Origin of the sequence: Erwinia sp. SLM-02 (assembly GCF_037450285.1) — a bacterium.
Taxonomy (GTDB): Bacteria; Pseudomonadota; Gammaproteobacteria; order Enterobacterales; family Enterobacteriaceae; genus Erwinia.
Window position 1 is genome coordinate 2,714,106 of sequence record NZ_JAQISN010000001.1, and the last position, 21,181, is coordinate 2,735,286.

Sequence of the window (21,181 nt, forward strand, 5' to 3'; positions counted from 1 at the left end):
CATTCCTGGTTGATGGCTGTCAATCTTACTACAACTCCCCTTCCGGATAGTTGATTCTGTCCATGAATTCGTATGCAAATGCCTGAAATTTTTTTACCGGCCTCACTGCGGTGCCCGCAGTCATTGACGTTAACGTCCCGCTGTGTCTAAATTAATCATCGCCCGTCAGGGGCATTACTGGATCAACTGCGTGCATAACGCTATGTCATTTCGAAAACGTCAAAAAACCGGAACAATGACCCGTATCATCCTGTTTGTCAGCTTTATCATTTTGATAGGCCGGCTGATATACGTGGTGCCTGGTGCGATTGAACACCATCAGCAGAAAAAAGCGGCGCCTGCCACGTCCGTCAGCGCCGTAAAAGATAATTAGCCGCATCCGGGCGGTAAACCCGGCAGGCTGCCGTTTGCGTCTGCCGCTTCCTCAGCGCCTTATATCGACTAAGCTGTAACCTCACATTGCCTGTTCATCCGCCAGATTAAAGGACGTTGTATGTCAGCCCTTTCTCATGTTCAACAACTGGCTGAAATTCGTGGCCGCCTTTTAAACCTGCTGCTTAACGATAAAGATCTGGTTGATACGCTGCTGGGCCACCCCCTGCAGGAGTCAGCGGCCGAAGCCGAAGCTCACCGCGAACAAATCAACGAAATCAAGCACACCCTGCCCCTGCTCCACGCCGCCGATATTGCCGACCTGCTGGAAGCCCTGCCGGGGGAAGAGCGTCTGGCCCTGTGGAGCCTGATTGGCAATGACCGGCGCGGTCAGGTGCTGGTTGAAGTCTCTGAAAGCGTCTGGGAAAGCCTGATTGAGGAGATGAGCGACCGCGATCTCCTGCGGGCTATTGAACCGCTGGATATTGACGATCAGGCCTATCTGGCGCGATATCTGTCCCGCGACTTAACCGGCCGCCTGCTGACCTCGCTTAACCCCAGCCTGCGCTCGCGGGTGCTGGACGTTATGCACTTCGATCGCGATCGCGTTGGCCGGATTATGGACTTTAATCTGGTCACGGTGCGTTCGGATATCACCCTTGCCACCGTACAGCGATTCTTACGGCGAAGGAAAATCATCCCTGAAGGCACGGATAAGCTTTTTGTTACCGACAAAAATAACACCCTGCAGGGCGAGCTGCCGCTCACCGAAATTTTGCTTAACACGCCGGATAAAAAAGTGCTTGAGGTGATGAACGACAGTCCGACCACCTTCCTGATTGATGACAAGGCCGAAGATGCGGCGGGCGCCTTCGAGCGATATAACCTGATTTCCGCCGCCGTCATTGATGCGAAAGGCAAACTCATCGGGCGCGTTACCGTTGAAGATGTGATTGACCTGGTCAACGATGAAAACGACAGCAATATTCGTAAAATGGGGGGCGTTAACCCGGATGAGGATGTCTTTGCGCCGGTAAGAAAAGCCGTGCGTAACCGCTGGACCTGGCTGGCAGTCAACCTGTGTACTGCATTTATCGCCTCGCGGGTGATTGGCCTGTTCGAGGACACCATTTCCCAGCTGGTAGCGCTGGCCACGCTGATGCCTATCGTCGCCGGGATCGGCGGTAATACCGGTAATCAGACGATAACCATGATCGTCCGCGCCCTGGCGCTACACCAGGTTGAACCCGGCAACTTCTCCTTCCTGATTGGTCGTGAACTGGGCGTCGCGCTGATTAACGGCGTGTTCTGGGGCGGGATTATGGGCGGCGTCACCTGGGCCATGTACGGCAATGCGGCGCTGGGCGGGGTGATGATGCTGGCGATGGTGCTGAATCTGCTGCTTGCGGCACTGATGGGCGTTCTGATCCCGCTGCTGATGACCAAACTCAAACGCGATCCCGCCGTGGGTTCCAGCGTGCTGATTACCGCACTGACCGACACCGGCGGCTTCTTTATCTTCCTCGGACTCGCCACCCTCTTTCTTCTGCATTAAGCCTTCGCCCCCGGTTCTCTCTCGGGGGCAGTCCCATTTCTCACCTTAAAACTGTTATAAAATGATAATTAATGGTCTGTAATGTGACATATCACGCAGATCAAATTCATCTTCGCCGTTAATCTAACAAAAAATAACAAAGCTTCACCATTATTAACGTTCCCGCTCGCCGGACAGAAGATGCGCCGCCGCTGTTGTAACGTCGTTTCATTACCTGAAGAACGGATTTTCCTCTGACTCTTCCCTACACGAAGGATGAATTATGAATATGCATACATCGGCACCGCCGCTCAGCAGCCATATCAGCGATCGGGAGGAAAATGCGTGGAAACGAGCGGTCTGGCGTATTCTGCCCATCCTGATGATCAGCTATATCTTTGCTTATCTCGATCGTATCAACGTCGGCATTGCCAAGCTGCAAATGTCGAACGACCTGTCATTCTCTGAAACCGTTTACGGTTTAGGCGCCGGGATCTTCTTTATCGGCTTCTTTTTCTTCCAGGTACCCAGCAATATTGTGCTGCAGCGCTTTGGCGCGCGCCGCCTGCTGGCCGCGCTGCTGGCCTGCTGGGCTCTGATTGCTCCGCTTACTGCACTGGTCACCACGCCGTTTCAGTTTTATGCCGTGCGCTTTATGCTGGGCCTGACGGAATCGGGATTCTACCCTGGCGTTATCCTGTACCTCTCTTTCTGGTTCCCGTCTTACCGTCGCGGGAAAATGTTCGCGCTGTTTGCGGCTGCCGTTCCGCTTTCCGGTCTGCTGGGCGGTCCGATTTCGGGCTGGATTATGGAACATTTCCACAATATGCACGGGCTTGCAGGCTGGAAATGGCTGTTTATCCTGCAGGGCACCCCGTCGCTGCTGGTGGGCCTGCTGGTATTAAAACTGCTGCCCGATCGCATTAACGATGCCAAATGGCTCAGTGCGGAGGAGAAAGCCATCATGAACGCCCGCGTGCAGGAAGACGCGGTGGAGGATTCACCCGTTGAGCAGGCCAGCCTTGGCGCGGTGCTGCGCAACGGCAAACTGTGGCTGCTGACGCTGATCTACTTCTGCCTGATCGCCGGTTTCTATACCGTCAGTTTCTGGCTGCCAACGCTGGTGCGCAACGCCGGGGTTGAGGACGTCTTCACGGTTGGCCTGCTGACGGCGATCCCCTACGCCGCCGCCATTGTCACCATGATTGTCGCCTCCCGCAGTGCCGATAAGCACCGTGAACGCCGCTGGCATCTGGCCGTGATTGCCATTATGAGCGGCGTGGGGATGGTCATTTCCGCGCTGTACGCCGACAACCTGTGGATAGCCATGTTCGGCCTGACCCTGGGGGCGGCCGGTGGCCTGAGTACGCTGCCGCTGTTCTGGAGCCTGCCGACGGCCTTCCTCGGCGGTACGATGGCAGCCGTGGGCATCGCCCTGATTAACTCCTTTGGTAACCTGGCGGGCTTTGTTGCGCCTTACCTGATGGGATTCCTGACCGACCTGACTCATTCGACCCTGACCGGCATGCTGATTATCTCCTGCACGCTGTTTGTTGGCGCTGCGGCGATCTTCCTGATCCCCGGCCGTGTTGTTAACCGCTAATTTTAACGAGGCAAATTATGAATATCGTCATCACCGGTGCCGCCGGGTTCCTGGGAAAAAAACTGGTTAAGGCGCTGCTGGCGAAAGGCTCACTGCTTAACCGTCAGGGGCAGCCGCAGGACATTACACGGATCACCGCTTTTGATATCACCCCGCTGACCGGCATTAACGATCCGCGCCTGCACGTTGTCTGCGGCGATATCAGTAACCCGACCGAGCTGGCTAACCTGATAGGTGAGCAGACCGACAGCGTGTTCCATCTGGCGGCCATTGTTTCCGGCCAGGCCGAACAGGACTTCGATCTCGGCATGAAAATCAACGTCGACGCCGCTCGTCAGATTATGGAACGCCTGCGCGCTTTACCGCAGCGTATTCGCCTGGTCACCACCAGTTCAGTGGCGGTGTTCGGGGGCAAACTGCCGGAAAAAGTTCCAGATGAGCAGGTATGGATGCCGCAAAGCTCCTACGGTACGCAGAAAGCGATGAACGACCTGCTGCTGTCAGACTACAGCCGTCGGGGTTTCCTGGATGGTCGCAGCCTGCGTATGCCCACCATCGTCGTTCGCCCAGGTAAACCGAACGCCGCTGCATCCAGCTTTGCCAGCGGTATTATCCGTGAGCCGCTGAACGGTGAAGCGGCAAACTGCCCGGTCAGTACCGATACCCGCCTGTGGCTGATGTCGCCGGATAAAGCCGTTGCTGCGCTCATTCGCGGTCATGAACTGGACGGCGACAGGCTGGACCAGGGCCGCGTCATCAATCTGTGCGGCCTGTCGGTCACCGTCGAAACGATGATCGGTTCCCTGCGCAATATTGCCGGCGATGAGGTTGTGTCCCGCATCAGCTATCAGCCAGACCAGGCGATTATTAACATCGTTAACTCCTGGCCCGGCGATTTCCATGCCGACTACGCCCGCCGCCTCGGCTTCGAAGCGAACGCCTCTTTTGACGAAATGGTCAGGGAATATCTGGCCGAAAAAGAAGCCACCGCCTGATCGCATCGGGGCCGGTATTGACCGGCCCCCTGCGGACTTATTCCGGCCGGTAACGCCGCTTCTGGTTAAGCAGATTGATGCTTAGTGCCACCAGAGCGGTCTCCTGTACCCCCGCAGGCAAGCGATAACTTCCCCGCCCTTCCAGCCATGACAGCACATCAGCAAGATGCCAGAAGGCCGTTGACCCTTCATGTACCGGAACAGGAAAAGTCAGATGATGGGCCAGCATCAATTTCCGCATGTTCTGCCGGGAGACGCCGATAAGGTCAGCGATATCGGTCAAGCCAACATAATCCGGTGAAACTTCAAACAGAATCGCATCTGCCATAACAGAGGCAATCTGCTGCATGGCGCTGTGAATTGCCTGCTGTGCCGAGTCCGCCTCGCGGATAAACTCCAGCGCGATACGACCCGGGATCCCCAGCCCAATCAACGCATCATTACAGCCTGCCTGTGCCAGTCTTTCAACCAGATCGTCCGTGTCAGAGAGCGTCTGTGACAGCCGATACTTCAATGTAAATGTGTATTCCATGGCGTTCCTCTTCCTGATTCAGCCTCGTACTGTTGACGGAAAGTACAATGTTCAACGACTCGCCTGAGCTGCCTGGCATGATTGACGGCATTCCCAGGCGCACTCCAGATGCAGCAAATGCAAAACTCGCCACATCGACAGGTAACGCTGTTCCACGGACAGTACATTTTCCCCCAGGCATGGCCACCTCTGCTCACGACTCGCCACCCCTGGTCTTCGGCGTACCTGAGTACCGCTTCAATTTCTTTTATAGCATGGCAATGTCGCCCCATCTGTTCCTCCATACTGTAACCTGAGATTAAAGTTGTCAATCGACAACCTGGTTATTCTTTCTCCTACTCTGCCAGGCCAGAAGCGAAAGAACCAGAATGAACAGGCAACGCCTGGAGCGCTGCCGTAAAAATGATGGTGGATTTACACTGAAGAGAATGATGCTGTGGGCTGGCTCGCAAAATGTCGCCAGCCACGGCAAGAAGGGGTAAAAAATACAGCGTCCTTAGTTTTGCAGGCGCTGGCTTTGCAGGTTATCCCCGCCGATACCGCCAATAAAAGGCAGTCTCGGGCGCAACGGGGCAAACTCCAGCCCCAGGTTCAAGCCCAGAATGTTGATTTCAACCCCCTCTTCAGCCCCCAGCGTAACGCCGGCAATACCCAGCAGAGACACCTGCAGCCCCCGTCCGGAGGGCGGCAGCCCCACCGGATTCAGCAGGGATCGAAAATCTTTACCCACCGCATTCGCCGGCATATCCAGCTTCAGAGCAGGCACTTCACGCCCGATATGGGCCATGAAGGTATTGCTGTTAGGACCGGGCCAGGCGTGATAGGTCTGCGGCCAGGGATAAGAGGCAATGGCCGCCTGAATTTGCGGGATCATGGCCTCCGCCGCCGGGCCACGATGCTCAACCAGCAGGCGGGGCTTTGCCCCATACCAGTAGCCATCCGGCGCGTTGGCATTAAGCCGCACTTTGTCGCCATTCCCCCAGCCAATCACTTCATAGCGGCTAAAGTGGGTTTCACCTGCGCGCTTGAAGATGATCCACGGATGAACGGCTACCTTGCCTTTCCAGCCGTAGGTTGGTGCCACATAGACCTGCACGATGGCCAGATTTGCCAGTCTTGACGGATCGGGTGCCATTCCGGAAGAATCGCGTCGCGCTGACCACCAGCCCTGCCCGGCCGATTCCGGGTGATGCGTAGCCTTCGCCAGGCTGGCTCCCAGCGACAGCAGCATGATGCAGAGAATAATCAAACTCAGCGCTTTTAATGGCAGCATAGCCAACTCCTGTATCAGTTTTCAGTTCAGGGTGAATACCGCACAAAAATTCACATTTCACTCCTGCCTTTCTCCGGGCGTGGGAAACACACTGCATCTGACCGGGAATATTCGGGAGGGGGTGCTGAAGGTTTGCGGATTGATGCAGGCAAGATGTACGGCATCTGTCGCTAAATTGACATAAAAGGCGCAGCCCGTCTATTGCAGACCGGCGCTTATTACATACCTTGACAGTCGGTAGACGATTTCCCCGAACGGTGGCACGATGTGACGCTATCTTCTCTTTTCTTCCTGCTCGCGGCGGGCACGGTACGAGGAATTATCTGATGAATACGACGGGCAGTACGGGTGCCGGCAGGGACTGGGTTCATTTCCGTCGTGATGAAGAAAGCGGGATTGAAAGCATCAATGCACATTTTCGTGGTCATGCCTACGATCCCCACGATCATGACGAACTGCTGGTGGGGGTGACGATGCAGGGGCTGCAGCGGTTTCACTGCCACCGCACCCTGCACACCAGCCAGCCGGGTCGGGCAATCCTGATCGAACCCGGTGCCGTTCACGACGGTCATGCGCCTGATATCGAAGGGTTCACCTATGTGATGCTGTATCTGCCGCAAAGCTGGGTCACAGACATGATGCAGCGCCGCGGACTGGGGGACGTATCCGTTCTTGAGGCGGCGTTTTGCCACACCCTGACCGATGATTCACAATTAATCACGGCCATCCAGCAGGCATTTTTCGCCATACATCATCAGGAAGGTCGCCTGGCCCGCGATCAAACCCTCGATCAACTGCTGTCGCTGCTCTCCCGCCATATTAACAGCAGGCCGTCTTTCATCCTGGACGACGCTCTGGCACGGATCTATCAGCTGCGGGATTATCTGCACGACCAGATGCACCAGGATATCGGGCTGGATGAGCTTTCCCGCCACGCCGGGATCGACCGTTTTCGCCTCAGCCGCCAGTTCAAGAAGGCGTTCGGCCAGTCACCTCATGCTTATCTCGTGCGGCTCAGGCTGCGCACGGCGCGGATGCTGCTGGCTCGGGGTATTGAGCCTGCACAGGTTGCCTTGCAGGTGGGCTTTTCCGACCAGAGCCATATGGGCCGCTGGTTCCAGCGCGCTTATCGTCTTTCTCCTGCCGCTTATCAACACCGCTGCACAAACGTTCTAGACCGATCTGCCCCTCGCTGACGATGATGTGACTTCTTTTAGCGATCCGAGAAGGCTGACCGATGTTTGATACAAAAATTGCGTTTATCGTGCGTAATGATTTGCCCACCTGGCAACGTTTAAATGTTGTGGCGTTTCTGGCGACGGGGATCGCCGCCGCCGCACCTGAAATCATGGGTGCGCCCTACGTTGATGCCAAAGGCCGGCAGTATGGCAAGATATCCGGGCAGCCCATGCTGATTTTTGAAGCGGATATCGGTGGATTACAGACGGCGCATCGGAAAGGACTTGAGCGTGAATTAACGCTGATCCCCTATGTCCACGCGATGTTTTCGACCGGGCACGATGAGGCGAACCGCGAAGTCTTTATGGCCGAGGAGGCGGATAGTTTGAATCTGGTTGGGCTGGGGGTTCGCGGGCCGAAAAAGATCGTGGATAAGGTCATTAAAGGTCTGGGCCTGCACGGTTGATGGCAGATGGCAGAGCGTGACGATAAGGCCTTATCCCGGCTGTGATGCATGTTTAGTGAGGCCGGCGCGTTAACTCGCGTGACGCCGGACACTTCCCGAAAAGGAACGACTTACCATGACCGGAACAGTCCCCGGTCATGTCGCGTTGGCTTACTGCGTCATCCCGGAAACGTGTCCGGCTTCATAAAGCCCTGGGGCCAACCCGCGCCGTCAGAAACGATCGAGGCTGAATGCCGCAGGATTCAGAACCGGCGTTTTGCCCAACAGCAGATCGGCCGTGATTTCTGCCGAAACCGGGCTTTCCGTCATGCCCCAGCCCGTTGCAGTGTTGATAACCATACCCGGATACTCTTTCACCACGGAGATGATTGGATCCTCATCCGGCGCAATCGACATCGCTCCACTCCAGCGGTCGATCAGTTTGGAGTCTTTGAACGCCGGGAACTCCGCCTTCAGTTTCTCCAGCGAGCTTTCCAGCTCAGGAACGTCCGGGGCTGCGGTCATATCGCGATATTTCTCGAACGGCGAAACCTCATTCAGCGCCCAGTGTTTTGGCTGCATAAAGGTGTTGATTAGCTGCTCGTTGAGTGAAATATGCACCGGGAAGTCAGGCTGGGACATCAGCGGCAGATACTTGTAGCCGTACATGAAGGATTCCTGCACAACCGGAGCAACAATCACACGCGGTGAGGTTGCATAGCTGCCGTCGGCCTGTTCACGGAAGTAGATATTCCCCGGCAGGGCAACGTTACCGCCCGGCGCACCCGGAGCACCGCTGATCAACTGCTGCGACTGATAGGCTGGCAGCGTTGGCACATTCACATTCAGATTCTGCATAAACAGACGTGACCAGGCTCCACCAGCAACGACAACCTGTGACGTTCTGATTGCGCCCTTTTCGGTCACCACATCTGAGATGGCACCGGCCTGGGTTTCAATGCCTCTGGCGGCGCAGTTGGTGTAAATTTTTACACCGATCTTCATGGCGTATTCAGCCATCACGAAGGCGGCGATTTCAGGGTCAAGGCTGCCTGAGTCTTCCTCAAATCCGGCGATTTTCCAGCTGGAAGTGGCGCCTTTCAGGCGCTGGCTCAGTTCATCACCTTCAATGATTCTGGTTTTGAAGGGGATATCGGCACCCACTTCTTTATGTTTGGTATCGATCCACTGTCTGACGTGTGCTAAATCTTCATCATCCAGTGGAACTTCAACCCTGCCCTGCGTGCGATAGCTGGTATCGGCACCCACTTTGGCATTCATTTCGCGCCAGCGCTGCTTCGCCATGTGGTGCAGCTGGAATGTGGCATCCGGCATTTTATAGGTCATCACCTGACCATAAAAACGGCTTGACTGCTCACCGGCAATATTGCCTTTTTCAACGACCACAACCGACAGGCCGCGCTCAGCAAGGTTGATTGCGGTCATAATCCCCTGGATACCCCCGCCCACCACCACCACATCGGCCTGCTTTGGCAACGATCCGTTCAGACCGTCAACAAAGCCAACACGCGGTTTACCCGGGATCAGTCGCCCTTCGCGAGTCAGCATCGGAGTCAGGATCCCGGCACCACCCACAGCAACAACGGCTGCACCGCCAATCAAAAATTTTCTTCTTGTGATATTCATTTTGAAACGTTCCTTATAAATAACAGGTATTCAGCTTTTCCCTGAGTTGTTACCTGCGAAATTCATCTGACATGGGTGATACGCAGCGAATATCCTCATATCACCCGGTACTTTTTCGTACATATAGATATCTGAAGGTTTTTCTTTTTTCAGCCAGGCAGCAGGGGGCCTTCCCAGATAAATAGAGAAAACGGATCCGAGGCAATGATTGATATAATCAACATTCGCTTCTTAGAAATTTAAATTGATTTTCCGGCTATCTTTTCCCGTGCGGATCTGGCCGACGCCCATTCAAATCATGGACGGAATAAAGGATATTGGCGGAATCTCTGTCGTGAAAAAATCAACTTCCAGGATCGCGTATGTGAGTACACATTCCTAATCATCTCCTGCCTGTCTGCCTCTGGCAGCGCAGCATTTTGGGCTATGAAAACATCCATTGGCGCGCACATTAACAAAGTTGACACATAAAAACACCCTTTTATGCACTTAATGATAACGACCAACCCCCTGAAAATCCGGGTAAAGCGCCATTTTTATTCACATATGTGAATAGAAACTGCATAAAGCAACGTAAATCAGTGTAAATGCATTGATTAATTATTCATTAAAATAAATACAAAAATAATCAAAAAAAGGTGACTGGTTAGATTAACCCTAAATATTTAAGCACTCACTTTAAGCAGTGATAAGGACTTTCAGATAACATGCATGGCGTAAATTTCATCACTCCACTTTAAGCTGGCCGTTTATACACAGAAATTGCGGGGTAATTTACGCCTATTATTTAACTAAAGTTATCAATTACTGATGACGCTGCCCTATATAACCGGAATCTGTTTCGGGTTATCCCGCTTATTCGGCTGAACCCATCTGATACTTTGTGCGACGGTCTTTCAACCCTATAACCCCGTACGCTTTCTGGCGTCGTTTGCTATCGTTACGCTGACCGCCCCGGCTCGTCGCCCCGCTGACCTGTCGCTGCACCATCGCACATCACATTTTACTGACAGGCCGATTATCCGTCCCTTTATCTGTAGAGGAGCACAAAGAAGAGTGCGTAGAAAGCTGCAATACTTAAGCGAAACGATGAGGTTCTCACAGCAGGAATGGGAGCCGGTCATCCTGAAAAGTCGACATCCTCTTATTGTGGAGTCACCGGCCTGGGCCTTAGTGCGAGTTAATACGGAGAACGATTCATGGCAAAGATTACGGAAAAGCTGATTGCTGAGATCCTGCAGCAGGTTGGCGGTAAAAATAATGTAGTGGCCTGTGGAAACTGCATGACCCGCCTGCGCCTGACGTTAAACGATGACCGGCTGGTAGAACATGACGGGCTGAAGGCGCTGCCCGGTGTTCTCGGCGTGATTACTACCCAGGACCAGCTGCAAATCGTTCTCGGCGCCGGGAAAGCGCAAACCGCCGCTGAAATGATGAACAGGTTACTTGCCAGCGGTGCCTTTATGGATCCTCAAGAGCCGGGAGTCGGCTCGCTGGCCCGCGATAATAAGCAGAAGATAAAAGCCGGACAAACCAGCGCCGTGCATCAGTTTCTGGCTAAGTTCGCCACTATTTTTACGCCGCTGATACCCGGCTTTATCGCCGCCGGTATGCTGCTGGGTTTCGCGACGTTAATCGAACAAAGCCTTCTGACAAACGCCGCTGAGAAGAATGCAACCCTTGTGCAGGTCGTGGGTTACATGAAGATTTTCGGCAAGGGGCTGTTTACCTTCCTGCCGATACTGATTGGCTACAACGCGCAGAAGGCCTTCGGCGGGACCGGCGTTAACGGAGCCATCATTGCCTCCCTGTTCGTGCTGGGCTATAGCCCGGATGCGACGGTGGGCTATTTTTCCGGGATTGATAACTTCTTTGGCATGGCCATCGATCCCCGGGGGAATATTATCGGCGTGCTGATTGCCTCAATTCTCGGCGCGTGGATTGAACGGCAGTTCCGCCGGATCGTCCCCGATAATCTCGACATGATCCTCACCTCACTGCTGACGCTGATCGTGACCGGCGCGATCGCCTTTACCCTGATTATGCCGATTGGCGGTGAGCTGTTTAAAGGCATGTCGTGGCTGTTCCTGCATCTGAACGGTAACCCGTTTGGCTGCGCCATCCTGGCGGGACTGTTCCTGATTGCGGTGGTTTTCGGCGTGCATCAGGGCTTTATCCCGGTTTATTTTGCGCTGATGGATGCACAGGGCTTCAACTCTCTGTTCCCGATACTGGCGATGGCCGGCGGTGGCCAGGTGGGTGCCGCACTGGCGCTGTACTTCCGCTCGGCCAGAGACTCGGCCACGCGCATTCAGGTTAAAGGTGCGATTATTCCGGGCCTGCTCGGCATCGGTGAACCGCTGATTTACGCCGTCACGCTGCCCCGGGTGAAGCCGTTTGTCACCGCCTGCCTGGGCGGTGCCTGCGGCGGATTCTTTATTGGCCTCGTGGCGTGGCTTGGCCTGCCAATTGGCATGAACACCGTGTTCGGCCCTTCCGGGCTGGTGACACTGCCGCTGATGACCTCAAACGAGGGGATTTATACCGGCATGGCGGTTTACGCGGCGGGGCTGCTTATCGCCTACGTGAGCGGGTTTATTATTACCTGGTGCTTTGGCTGGAAGAATGTGGATTTGAACTGAAGGCCTACGTGATATGCATAAAAAAAACGGTAAATCCGTATCAGATGACTCAACATCCAAAATCGGGCTTGCTGACCTGTCTTTTTTAAGCGACAATTATTTAAGGGAGAAGGACTCGTGAGGACACTGAGTTGTACACAATAAAACGTTACCAGGACGGAAACGGCAACGTCCCTTACAGTGAATGGATCCAGAAGCTACGAAAGAAAGATCCTCGAGCGGCATCAAGAATAGATATCCGTACAGATCGTGCAGAAAGCGGAAACTTTGGTGACCATAAGTTTGCAAGGGACGGAGTCTGGGAATTTTTGCTGCTAATTGGTGGCAATAAATCAACTCAGAATAGTGATGTAGATAAAGCAGTGAATTACTGGCGTGACTATCAACAGGAGTAGGATTATGAAAATGATTAATCAACCTGCAAAAATAACTAAATCCGTAAGCCATGATGATGCAATGGTCACCGAGTTACGTGAGAATCCTGAGTACGCAGAAATCTACCTTCAAACAGCACTGGAAGAGATCTATGAGGAAGGTGGTGTGTCGGCTTTCCTGACGGCATTACGGCGTATCGTCGAATCGCGTGGTGGGATTGGTGAGATAGCGAAGAAATCAGGATTGTCGCGCCAGCAGCTTTACAGGACGCTGTCTGAGAATGGTAATCCAACACTTACTACGCTTACCGAGATTACCCGGGCTGCTGGGATTCGGCTGACCCCCCCTGTTTCTTCTAACCAGGACCGTTAAAATTTACCCGAGTATGAAGGCTTAAGTCCTTTCAAAAAATATCGTGTATAAGACATAAAGCTCGTACAAAATACGATTCTGCCTCATTTTTTCCCGCGCTGCCGCCGTCAAGACCCCTCAAACAAACGTGTGCTGAAAATTATAATAAACCGCTATAAAAAAGCCCCTGTAAAACAGAGGCTTTTTGCAGCATTGGAAAAGTGATTCGCTAAAACTAGCCTAAAATCATTCCCACTCGATCGTCGCTGGTGGTTTACCGGAAATATCGTAAACCACGCGGGAGATGCCGTTCACTTCGTTGATGATGCGGTTGGAAACGCGGCCAAGGAAGTCATACGGCAGGTGCGCCCAGTGTGCGGTCATAAAGTCGATGGTTTCCACTGCACGCAGGGAGACAACCCAGTCGTATTTGCGGCCATCGCCCATCACGCCCACGGAACGAACCGGCAGGAAGACGGTGAAGGCCTGGCTGACTTTGTTGTACAGATCGGCTTTGTGCAGCTCTTCAATGAAGATAGCATCCGCACGACGCAGCAGGTCACAGTACTCTTTCTTCACTTCACCCAGTACACGCACACCCAGACCCGGGCCCGGGAACGGATGACGGAACAGCATCGCGTGCGGCAGGCCCAGCTCCAGGCCGATTTTGCGCACTTCGTCTTTGAACAGCTCGCGCAGCGGTTCAACCAGACCCATCTTCATCTCTTTCGGCAGGCCGCCCACGTTGTGGTGAGATTTGATGACGTGCGCTTTGCCGGTGGCAGATGCCGCCGACTCAATCACGTCCGGGTAGATGGTGCCCTGTGCCAGCCACTTCACGTCTTCCAGCTTCAAAGCTTCTTCATCGAACACTTCAACGAATACGCGACCGATGATCTTACGCTTAGCTTCCGGATCGTTCTCACCCGCCAGCGCGTCCAGGAAGCGCTTTTCGCCTTCAACGTGGATGATGTTCAGACCAAAGTGATCGCCGAACATTTCCATTACCTGCTCTGCTTCGTTCAGGCGCAGCAGGCCGTTATCCACGAATACGCAGGTCAGGCGATCGCCAATGGCACGGTGCAGCAGCATCGCAGTGACGGAGGAGTCAACGCCGCCGGACAGGCCGAGGATAACTTTATCTTCGCCCACCTGCTCGCGCAGGCGCTCAACGGCATCTTCGATAATCTTCGCCGGGGTCCACAGTGCTTCACACTCACAGATATCGCGCACAAAGCGCTCCAGCAGGCGCTGGCCCTGGCGGGTGTGGGTCACTTCCGGATGGAACTGCACACCGTAGAAACGCTTCTCTTCGTTGGCCATAATGGCAAACGGACAGGTATCGGTGCTGGCAACGGTCACGAAGTCGGACGGGATCGCGGTGACTTTGTCGCCGTGGCTCATCCAGACGTCCAGCAGCGGCTTACCGGCGGCGCTCAGGGCGTCTTCGATATCGCGGGTCAGCGCGCTCTGGGTTTTCACTTCTACCTGCGCATAGCCAAACTCACGCTCGTTAGAACCTTCAACCGCGCCGCCCAGCTGCATTGCCATGGTCTGCATGCCGTAGCATACGCCCAGCACCGGTACACCGGCGTTGAACACGTATTCCGGCGCACGCGGGCTGCCGTGTTCGGTGGTGCTTTCCGGACCGCCGGAGAGGATGATGCCGCTTGGTTTAAAACCGCGGATCTGCTCTTCGGTTACGTCCCACGCCCACAGTTCACAGTACACGCCCAGCTCGCGCACGCGGCGCGCAACCAGCTGAGTATACTGTGAACCGAAATCGAGGATCAGAATGCGGTGTTTATGAATGTTTTCCGTCGTCATTGGCTATTCCAGGGCGATGTAATTCAAAATACGGGAGGTAAAACGCCCGGCTAAACCGGGCGCACAGTACAGGGTTTATCAGGAACCCATACGGTAGTTCGGGGACTCTTTAGTAATGGTCACGTCGTGAACGTGGCTTTCCTGGATCCCGGCACCGCTGATGCGAACAAATTCCGCTTTAGTACGCAGGTCGTCGATAGTACCACAGCCGGTCAGGCCCATACAGGAACGCAGGCCGCCCATTTGCTGGTGCACGATCGCTTTCAGGAAACCTTTGTAGGCCACGCGGCCTTCGATCCCTTCCGGTACCAGTTTGTCCGCCGCGTTATCGGTCTGGAAGTAACGGTCAGAAGAGCCTTTAGACATCGCGCCCAGGGAACCCATACCGCGGTAGGATTTGAATGAACGGCCCTGGTAGAGTTCGATTTCGCCAGGTGCTTCATCGGTACCCGCCAGCATAGAACCCACCATCACCGCAGAGGCACCGGCGGCGATAGCTTTAGCGATGTCGCCGGAGAAGCGGATACCGCCGTCGGCGATAACCGGAATACCGGTTCCTTCCAGCGCGGCTACCGCGTCGGAGACGGCAGTGATCTGCGGTACGCCTACGCCAGTTACGATACGGGTGGTACAGATAGAGCCAGGGCCGATACCCACTTTCACCGCGCTCACGCCGGCTTCAGCCAGCGCCAGTGCACCGGCACCGGTCGCTACATTGCCGCCGACGATTTGCAGGTCAGGGTATTTTGCACGGGTGTCGCGAATACGCTGCAGAACGCCTTCAGAGTGGCCGTGAGAGGAGTCAATCAGCAGGACGTCAACGCCCGCCGCCACCAGCGCATCAACACGCTCTTCGTTACCGGCACCGGCACCCACGGCAGCACCGACGCGCAGGCGACCGTGCTCGTCTTTACAGGCGTTAGGTTTACGCTCGGCTTTCTGGAAATCTTTAACGGTGATCATGCCCAGCAGGTGGAAGCTGTCGTCCACTACCAGCGCTTTTTCAACGCGCTTTTCGTGCATTTTTTGCAGAACGATCTCGCGAGCTTCACCCTCTTTCACCGTCACCAGACGCTCTTTTGGCGTCATCACGGCAGAAACCGGCAGAGACAGATCGGTGACGAAGCGAACGTCGCGGCCGGTGATGATGCCCACCAGTTCGTTTTCGCCGTTAACAACCGGGTAGCCGGCAAAACCGTTACGTTCGGTCAGCGCTTTCACTTCGCTCAGCGCGGTGGTTGGCAGCACGGTCTGCGGTTCAGTCACAACGCCGCTTTCGTGTTTTTTCACCTTGCGAACTTCGTCCGCCTGGCGCTCGATAGACATGTTTTTGTGGATAAAGCCCAGGCCACCTTCCTGTGCCAGCGCAATGGCCAGACCGGCTTCGGTCACGGTATCCATAGCAGCGGACAGCATCGGAATATTCAAACGAATAGTTTTGGTTAGCTGGGTGCTGAGGTCGGCAGTGTTCGGTAACACTGTGGAGTGAGCAGGAACGAGCAGAACGTCGTCGAATGTCAGGGCTTCTTTAGCGATTCTTAGCATGGCAATATCTCAACCTCAGGGTGAATGAGAACTTGTAAAATATTGCCGCGGCATTATACAGGCCGTAATCGATTGCCTCCAGTACTTTTTAATAAAAACTCTTGAAACCTTCGTTCAGCCATGTAGTATCGGTTGATTAACCTCCTGATTTGAAATTTGATCTTCATCACATGTCGCTACCGCCAACCGCCAATATTTTTACCGTCAGCCGTCTCAATACGACAGTGCGCAAGCTGCTGGAAATGGAGATGGGTCAGGTGTGGCTGAGCGCTGAGATCTCGAATTTTTCCCAGCCCTCTTCCGGCCACTGGTACTTCACGCTGAAGGATGACGGCGCCCAGGTACGCTGTGCGATGTTTCGTAACAGCAACCGCCGCGTTGATTTCCGGCCGCAGAACGGTCAGCAGGTGCTGGTGCGTGCCACCATCACGCTGTATGAACCGCGCGGCGACTATCAGCTGATTGCAGAGAGCATGCAGCCTGCCGGTGACGGGCTTCTGCAGCAGCAGTTTGAGCAGATGAAGCAGCGCCTGATGGCGGAAGGGCTTTTCGAACAGATTCACAAGCAGCCGCTGCCCGACCCGGCCCGCCAGGTTGGGGTGATTACCTCCGCCAGCGGTGCCGCATTGCACGATGTGCTGCGCGTGCTGCATCGCCGCGATCCCTCCCTGCCGGTGGTAATTTATCCGACACAGGTTCAGGGTGCGGAAGCGCCTGCCGGTATTGTCCGTGCGATTGAGCTGGCGAATGCCCGTGGCGAGTGTGATGTGCTGATCGTTGGCCGCGGCGGCGGTTCGCTGGAAGATCTGTGGAGCTTTAACGACGAGCGCGTGGCGCGGGCGATTTTTGCCAGCCGCATTCCCATTGTCAGCGCCGTCGGCCATGAGACCGACGTCACCATCGCCGATTTTGTCGCGGATCTGCGTGCGCCAACGCCTTCGGCGGCTGCAGAACTGGTCAGCCGCAATCAGATCGAGCTGCTGCGGCAGCTTCAGTCCCAGCAGCAGCGGCTGGAGATGGCGATGGATTACTATCTTGCGCAGCAGCAGCGCAGCTTCACACGCCTGAACCACCGCCTTCAGCAGCAGCATCCCCAGCTACAGCTTGCGCGGCAGCAGACCGCGCTGATTAAGCTGCGCCGTCGCCTTGATGATGCCGTGCAGCTGCAGGTTCGTCAGGCCGTTCGCCTGCAGGAGCGCGCGGAGCAGCGCCTGAATGCCATTCGCCCTGAGCTGCGCGTGGAGCGTCTGCGCCAGCAGCTTCAGCAGTGGCAGTATCGCCTGCAGCAGTCAATGCAGCAGCAGCTTAACGGCAATAAGCAGCGCTTCAGCAATCTTGCGGCTCAGCTTGAGGGCGTCAGCCCGCTGGCCACGCTGGCACGCGGCTTTAGCGTCACCACCGCGGCCGATGGTCAGGTGGTGAAGAAAACGCAGCAGCTGCACCCTGGCGATACCCTGAAAACCCGGCTGGACGACGGCTGGGTGGAGAGTGAAGTCACGGTGGTTACGCCGATAGCACCGGTTAAGAAACCGCGTAGGCGTTCTGCTTCCTGAGACCTCAGACATCACTTGCACGATATGGCTGGATTTAGTCATGCCGCTTGCAGCCTGAGAGGCTGGCGCTGGCTGGCTGTGCCCCCGGTCGGGCGGTCCTCGCGCCGCGTTGCGGTTCCCTCACTTCGTTCATCAGCCTTCCGGACCGCCACAGACGGGCCGTCCTGGCCCGGCTGTGACTTTTGGCCGCGTCCATGCGGCCAAATCCTGGCTTCCTCTCTCCGTTCAGCGCTGTGGATTACCCGCTCGGGGGCACAGCCAGCCTGCGTTCAAACTTTTGTGCTGCCTGAAAACTCAAAAGCAAGGGCTGCCCTGAAGCAACAGAGGCTGAACCCCTGCCCCCATTTCACAGCAACTTTTACTTATTTAAAAAGCGAAATGCGATGAAATTGCCTGAAAGGGGCAGCCTCTGCTGATGCGTAAGGGCATCCGCAGCGCTGAGGTGGAGCCATTGCGCCAGGAGACGACAGCAGGGATGCTGGCGTCAGGCCGGGCTTGAACAGGGAAGTTCAATCCTGGCCGATCCGTCGGCGAAATGGCGTAACCGATGGCACCGTGCCATGCACGGCGCGAGGACCGCCCTGGAGCAGCAGCAGAGGCTGCCCCCCCCACCCCCTCTCACAGCGCCATCTTCCCTAACACATCGAGAATTTCTGCACGTCGACTGCCCAAAAGATGGGCTGAACCCGTCCCCTTCTCTCTGTAGTCCGCAAAGCAGGATCGCAGCCAGGAATTCTATGCATAAAAAAACCGCCCTCTCAGAGAGATAGCGGTTTTTAGTGTTCCCCTCCGGCCAGCATGATGCTTTACGGAAAGGAGGGTGCGTTACTCTACGCTCAGGCTACTCAGTCGCTCGACTTATTTATCCAGCGCGTAGGCAATCACGTAGTCACCGCGATCCGGAGACTGACGCGCACCGCCCGCAGAAATCAGGATGTACTGCTTACCTGTTTTCGGCGATTTGTAGCTCATTGGGCCACCCTGGCTGCCCACTGGCAGACGGGCTTTCCACACTTCTTTACCGGTTGAGGTATCGAAAGCACGCAGATAGTAGTCCTGAGTACCGGCGATAAACACCAGGCCGCCCTGAGTCGCCAGCGTACCGCCCAGCGTAGGCATGCCCACCGGCATCTGTGCCTTCATCTTGATACCAAACGGACCGGTATCCTGCACCGTACCTACCGGCACCTGCCACACAACTTTCTGCGTTTTCAGGTCGATAGCTGACAGCGTACCGAACGGTGGTTTCTGGCAAGGAATGCCCAGCGGCGACATGAAGCGGTTTTTGTTTACCGCATACGGGGTGCCTTTCAGCGGTACTGCGCCCATACCGGTATTCACTGCTTCGCCGCCGTTGCTGGCAGGACCAGAGGTGGTTTTCGCCGGGATCATCTGCACCCACAGGCCCAGACGCATATCGTTAGCGAAGATGTAATGGTTGTTCGGATCGGTCGACAGGCTGCCCCAGTTCATACCGCCCAGGGAGCCCGGGAAGCTGAGGGACAGGTCGGTACCCGGAACGGTAAACAGACCATCGTAACGCATAGATTTGAAGCCGATACGGCAGGCCAGCTGATCGAACGGCGTTGCGCCCCACATATCAGACTCGGTCATCGTATCCGCGCCGATCTGCGGCATACCCACGGACTTCGGCTGGGTTGGCGTGTACTGCTCGTTAGGAATGTTGCCAGGCTTAACCGGCACTTCTTTCACTTCGGTCAGCGGCTGGCCGGTCAGGCGGTCCAGTACGAAGATCTGGCCCGCTTTGGTACCAAACACCACGGCGGGTTTGCTGCTGCCGTCTTTTTGCGGGAAGTCGATCAGACTTGGCTGCATTGGGATATCAAAATCCCACAGATCGTTATGAACGGTCTGATACACCCATTTCTCTTTACCGGTGGTCGCATCCAGCGCCAGGATAGAGGCACCATATTTATGGTCCAGCGCATTACGGTTTGCCCCCCACAGGTCAACGGATGAGCTACCCATCGGCAGGAACACGGTGTTCATTGCCGGATCGTAGGACATCGGAGCCCAGGAGTTAGGCGTGCTGCGAACAAAGGTTTTACCCGCTTCCAGCTTCGCCGTTGGATCCGGGTTGCCCGGGTCAAACGCCCAGCGCATTTCACCGGTGATCACGTCAAAACCACGCAGTACGCCGCCAGGCATATCGGTCTGTACGTTATCGGCCACGCGGCCACCCACGACAACGGTGGTACCCGCCAGCGTTGGCGCTGAGGTCAGCTGATATTTTGGATCGCCTGCATCACCCAGTCCGGCTTTGAGGTCAACGAAGCCTTTATCACCGAAGTTCTGGCACATTTCACCGTTATCGGCGTTGATTGCCACCAGACGCGCATCGATGGTGTTCATCAGCAGACGGCGTTGACAGGTGTCACCGGCAGCCAGAGCCACCGCGGTTACCGGCGTTGAATCCGGCACGCTTGGCTGCTGCAGCGGCTTAGTGGCATCAAAGTAGGCCAGACCACGGCAGCGGTTCCACACCTGGGACTGCGCGTTGATTTCGGTTTTCCAGATCTGTTTACCGGTATCCGCATCGACGGCAATCACGTTGTTATGCGGAGTACACAGGTACAGACGATCGCCGACCTGCAGCGGAGTTTGCTGATCTTCAGCACCGTTACCGGTTGGGCTTTCAGGGATATCGCCGGTGTGGAAGGTCCAGACGGGCTTCAGATCCTTCACGTTGTCACGCGTGATCTGGTCCAGCGCCACAAAGCGGCTGCCACCGGCAGTGTTGCCGTAGTTATCCCAGTTTTTCTGTTCGGTTGCTTTATCAACCGGCACCAGCGGCAGTTCCTGACCACTGGATGCAACCGGAGGATGCGGCTGGAACATTTCGAATGCAGTAACCAGCAGTCCAGCCACGGTCACCGCGCTCAGGCCGTAGGACAGCTTAGCGGCAGAGACTTTACCTTCGCGCTTACGCAGCGCCGGGTAAGTCACCAGCGCCAGCAGCAGCATACCGGCAAAGAACACCACGCGGGAAACTAGCGGCCAGAAATCAATACCGGCATCCTGAATGGCCCAGATAACGGTACCAATAAACACCAGAGCAAAAATGACTACTGCGGATGACTTACGGCGGAAGAACTGAATCGCAGAGATTGCGGTAAAAATACCGGCAATAGCGAAATACCAGCTACCGCCGAGTGAAATCAGTTTTACACCACCAATGATGAAATACAGGCCTGCTGCCAGCAGAATTAACCCTAGCAGGAAACACCACAAGCCCAGCCATTTTGATGACCCGGCATTTGTATGAGGCATACAAAAACACTCCTGGA

15 protein-coding genes are annotated in these 21,181 nt (G+C 55.4%); 9 read left to right on the forward strand and 6 right to left on the reverse strand.

The window, feature by feature from the left end; all coding sequences use genetic code 11:
* Positions 1-493 precede the first annotated feature (493 nt).
* From mgtE to denD, 3 genes are all read left to right on the forward strand, one after another.
* Positions 494-1,927 carry a magnesium transporter gene (mgtE, locus tag PGH32_RS12535; RefSeq protein WP_314422919.1) on the forward strand — a complete coding sequence of 478 codons (1,434 nt, stop codon included), beginning with the start codon at positions 494-496 and terminating at the stop codon, positions 1,925-1,927.
* 268 nt (positions 1,928-2,195) lie between these two features.
* On the forward strand, positions 2,196-3,509 hold the full coding sequence (locus PGH32_RS12540) for an MFS transporter (protein WP_443112775.1): 1,314 nt from the start codon (positions 2,196-2,198) through the stop codon (positions 3,507-3,509).
* Positions 3,510-3,526: 17 nt separating this feature from the next.
* The gene (gene denD / locus PGH32_RS12545; protein WP_337894182.1) at positions 3,527-4,504 is read left to right on the forward strand and encodes a D-erythronate dehydrogenase; all 978 of its coding nucleotides are present in this window, start codon (positions 3,527-3,529) and stop codon (positions 4,502-4,504) included.
* A gap of 37 nt (positions 4,505-4,541) precedes the next feature.
* Here denD and PGH32_RS12550 read toward each other — a convergent pair whose 3' ends face one another.
* Together PGH32_RS12550 and PGH32_RS12560 are read right to left on the reverse strand one after the other, a co-directional pair.
* Complete coding sequence (locus PGH32_RS12550; protein ID WP_337894183.1) at positions 4,542-5,036, reverse strand: helix-turn-helix transcriptional regulator; 495 nt, start codon at positions 5,034-5,036, stop codon at positions 4,542-4,544.
* Positions 5,037-5,532: 496 nt separating this feature from the next.
* On the reverse strand, positions 5,533-6,309 hold the full coding sequence (locus PGH32_RS12560) for a DUF3750 domain-containing protein (RefSeq protein ID WP_314422907.1): 777 nt from the start codon (positions 6,307-6,309) through the stop codon (positions 5,533-5,535).
* A 326-nt stretch (positions 6,310-6,635) separates the two neighbouring features.
* On the opposite strand from PGH32_RS12560, the gene PGH32_RS12565 reads away from it, so the two are divergent.
* Together PGH32_RS12565 and PGH32_RS12570 are read left to right on the forward strand one after the other, a co-directional pair.
* Positions 6,636-7,505 carry an AraC family transcriptional regulator gene (locus PGH32_RS12565; RefSeq protein WP_314422904.1) on the forward strand — a complete coding sequence of 290 codons (870 nt, stop codon included), beginning with the start codon at positions 6,636-6,638 and terminating at the stop codon, positions 7,503-7,505.
* A 41-nt stretch (positions 7,506-7,546) separates the two neighbouring features.
* Positions 7,547-7,954 (forward strand): DUF2000 domain-containing protein, encoded by a 408-nt coding sequence (locus PGH32_RS12570; protein WP_314422902.1) that lies wholly within the window; start codon positions 7,547-7,549, stop codon positions 7,952-7,954.
* A gap of 210 nt (positions 7,955-8,164) precedes the next feature.
* Here PGH32_RS12570 and PGH32_RS12575 read toward each other — a convergent pair whose 3' ends face one another.
* Positions 8,165-9,580: an NAD(P)/FAD-dependent oxidoreductase gene (locus tag PGH32_RS12575; RefSeq protein WP_314422899.1), complete on the reverse strand. Its 1,416-nt coding sequence runs from the start codon at positions 9,578-9,580 to the stop codon at positions 8,165-8,167.
* Between the two features lie 1,199 nt (positions 9,581-10,779).
* On the opposite strand from PGH32_RS12575, the gene murP reads away from it, so the two are divergent.
* From murP to PGH32_RS12590, 3 genes are all read left to right on the forward strand, one after another.
* Entirely contained in the window at positions 10,780-12,222 is a 1,443-nt protein-coding gene (gene murP / locus PGH32_RS12580) for a PTS N-acetylmuramic acid transporter subunit IIBC (protein ID WP_337894184.1), read from the forward strand.
* Positions 12,223-12,353: 131 nt separating this feature from the next.
* Entirely contained in the window at positions 12,354-12,617 is a 264-nt protein-coding gene (locus tag PGH32_RS12585; RefSeq protein WP_337894185.1) for a type II toxin-antitoxin system RelE/ParE family toxin, read from the forward strand.
* A gap of 4 nt (positions 12,618-12,621) precedes the next feature.
* On the forward strand, positions 12,622-12,969 hold the full coding sequence (locus tag PGH32_RS12590) for an addiction module antidote protein (protein ID WP_314422892.1): 348 nt from the start codon (positions 12,622-12,624) through the stop codon (positions 12,967-12,969).
* 225 nt (positions 12,970-13,194) lie between these two features.
* Here PGH32_RS12590 and guaA read toward each other — a convergent pair whose 3' ends face one another.
* Both guaA and guaB read right to left on the reverse strand, forming a co-directional pair.
* Positions 13,195-14,775, reverse strand: coding sequence for a glutamine-hydrolyzing GMP synthase (gene guaA / locus PGH32_RS12595; RefSeq protein ID WP_314422889.1), 1,581 nt, complete (start codon positions 14,773-14,775; stop codon positions 13,195-13,197).
* Positions 14,776-14,853: 78 nt separating this feature from the next.
* Positions 14,854-16,320: an IMP dehydrogenase gene (gene guaB / locus PGH32_RS12600; RefSeq protein WP_314422887.1), complete on the reverse strand. Its 1,467-nt coding sequence runs from the start codon at positions 16,318-16,320 to the stop codon at positions 14,854-14,856.
* A 170-nt stretch (positions 16,321-16,490) separates the two neighbouring features.
* Here guaB and xseA point away from each other — a divergent pair, with 170 nt between their 5' ends.
* Positions 16,491-17,873, forward strand: a complete 1,383-nt coding sequence (gene xseA / locus PGH32_RS12605) for an exodeoxyribonuclease VII large subunit (protein WP_314422884.1) — start codon at positions 16,491-16,493, stop codon at positions 17,871-17,873.
* Between the two features lie 858 nt (positions 17,874-18,731).
* On the opposite strand, the gene PGH32_RS12610 is transcribed toward xseA, so the two are convergent.
* On the reverse strand, positions 18,732-21,164 hold the full coding sequence (locus PGH32_RS12610; RefSeq protein ID WP_314422881.1) for a glucose/quinate/shikimate family membrane-bound PQQ-dependent dehydrogenase: 2,433 nt from the start codon (positions 21,162-21,164) through the stop codon (positions 18,732-18,734).
* Positions 21,165-21,181 lie beyond the last annotated feature (17 nt).

Coding starts and splice junctions, on each gene's coding strand:
- mgtE (WP_314422919.1), top strand. CDS start 494: ATGTCAGCCCTTTCTCATGTTCAACAACTGGCTGAAATTCGTGGCCGC.
- PGH32_RS12540 (WP_443112775.1), top strand. CDS start 2,196: ATGCATACATCGGCACCGCCGCTCAGCAGCCATATCAGCGATCGGGAG.
- PGH32_RS12570 (WP_314422902.1), top strand. CDS start 7,547: ATGTTTGATACAAAAATTGCGTTTATCGTGCGTAATGATTTGCCCACC.
- guaA (WP_314422889.1), bottom strand. CDS start 14,775: ATGACGACGGAAAACATTCATAAACACCGCATTCTGATCCTCGATTTC.
- PGH32_RS12565 (WP_314422904.1), top strand. CDS start 6,636: ATGAATACGACGGGCAGTACGGGTGCCGGCAGGGACTGGGTTCATTTC.
- PGH32_RS12550 (WP_337894183.1), bottom strand. CDS start 5,036: ATGGAATACACATTTACATTGAAGTATCGGCTGTCACAGACGCTCTCT.
- PGH32_RS12575 (WP_314422899.1), bottom strand. CDS start 9,580: ATGAATATCACAAGAAGAAAATTTTTGATTGGCGGTGCAGCCGTTGTT.
- murP (WP_337894184.1), top strand. CDS start 10,780: ATGGCAAAGATTACGGAAAAGCTGATTGCTGAGATCCTGCAGCAGGTT.
- PGH32_RS12610 (WP_314422881.1), bottom strand. CDS start 21,164: ATGCCTCATACAAATGCCGGGTCATCAAAATGGCTGGGCTTGTGGTGT.
- PGH32_RS12560 (WP_314422907.1), bottom strand. CDS start 6,309: ATGCTGCCATTAAAAGCGCTGAGTTTGATTATTCTCTGCATCATGCTG.
- xseA (WP_314422884.1), top strand. CDS start 16,491: ATGTCGCTACCGCCAACCGCCAATATTTTTACCGTCAGCCGTCTCAAT.
- denD (WP_337894182.1), top strand. CDS start 3,527: ATGAATATCGTCATCACCGGTGCCGCCGGGTTCCTGGGAAAAAAACTG.
- PGH32_RS12590 (WP_314422892.1), top strand. CDS start 12,622: ATGAAAATGATTAATCAACCTGCAAAAATAACTAAATCCGTAAGCCAT.
- guaB (WP_314422887.1), bottom strand. CDS start 16,320: ATGCTAAGAATCGCTAAAGAAGCCCTGACATTCGACGACGTTCTGCTC.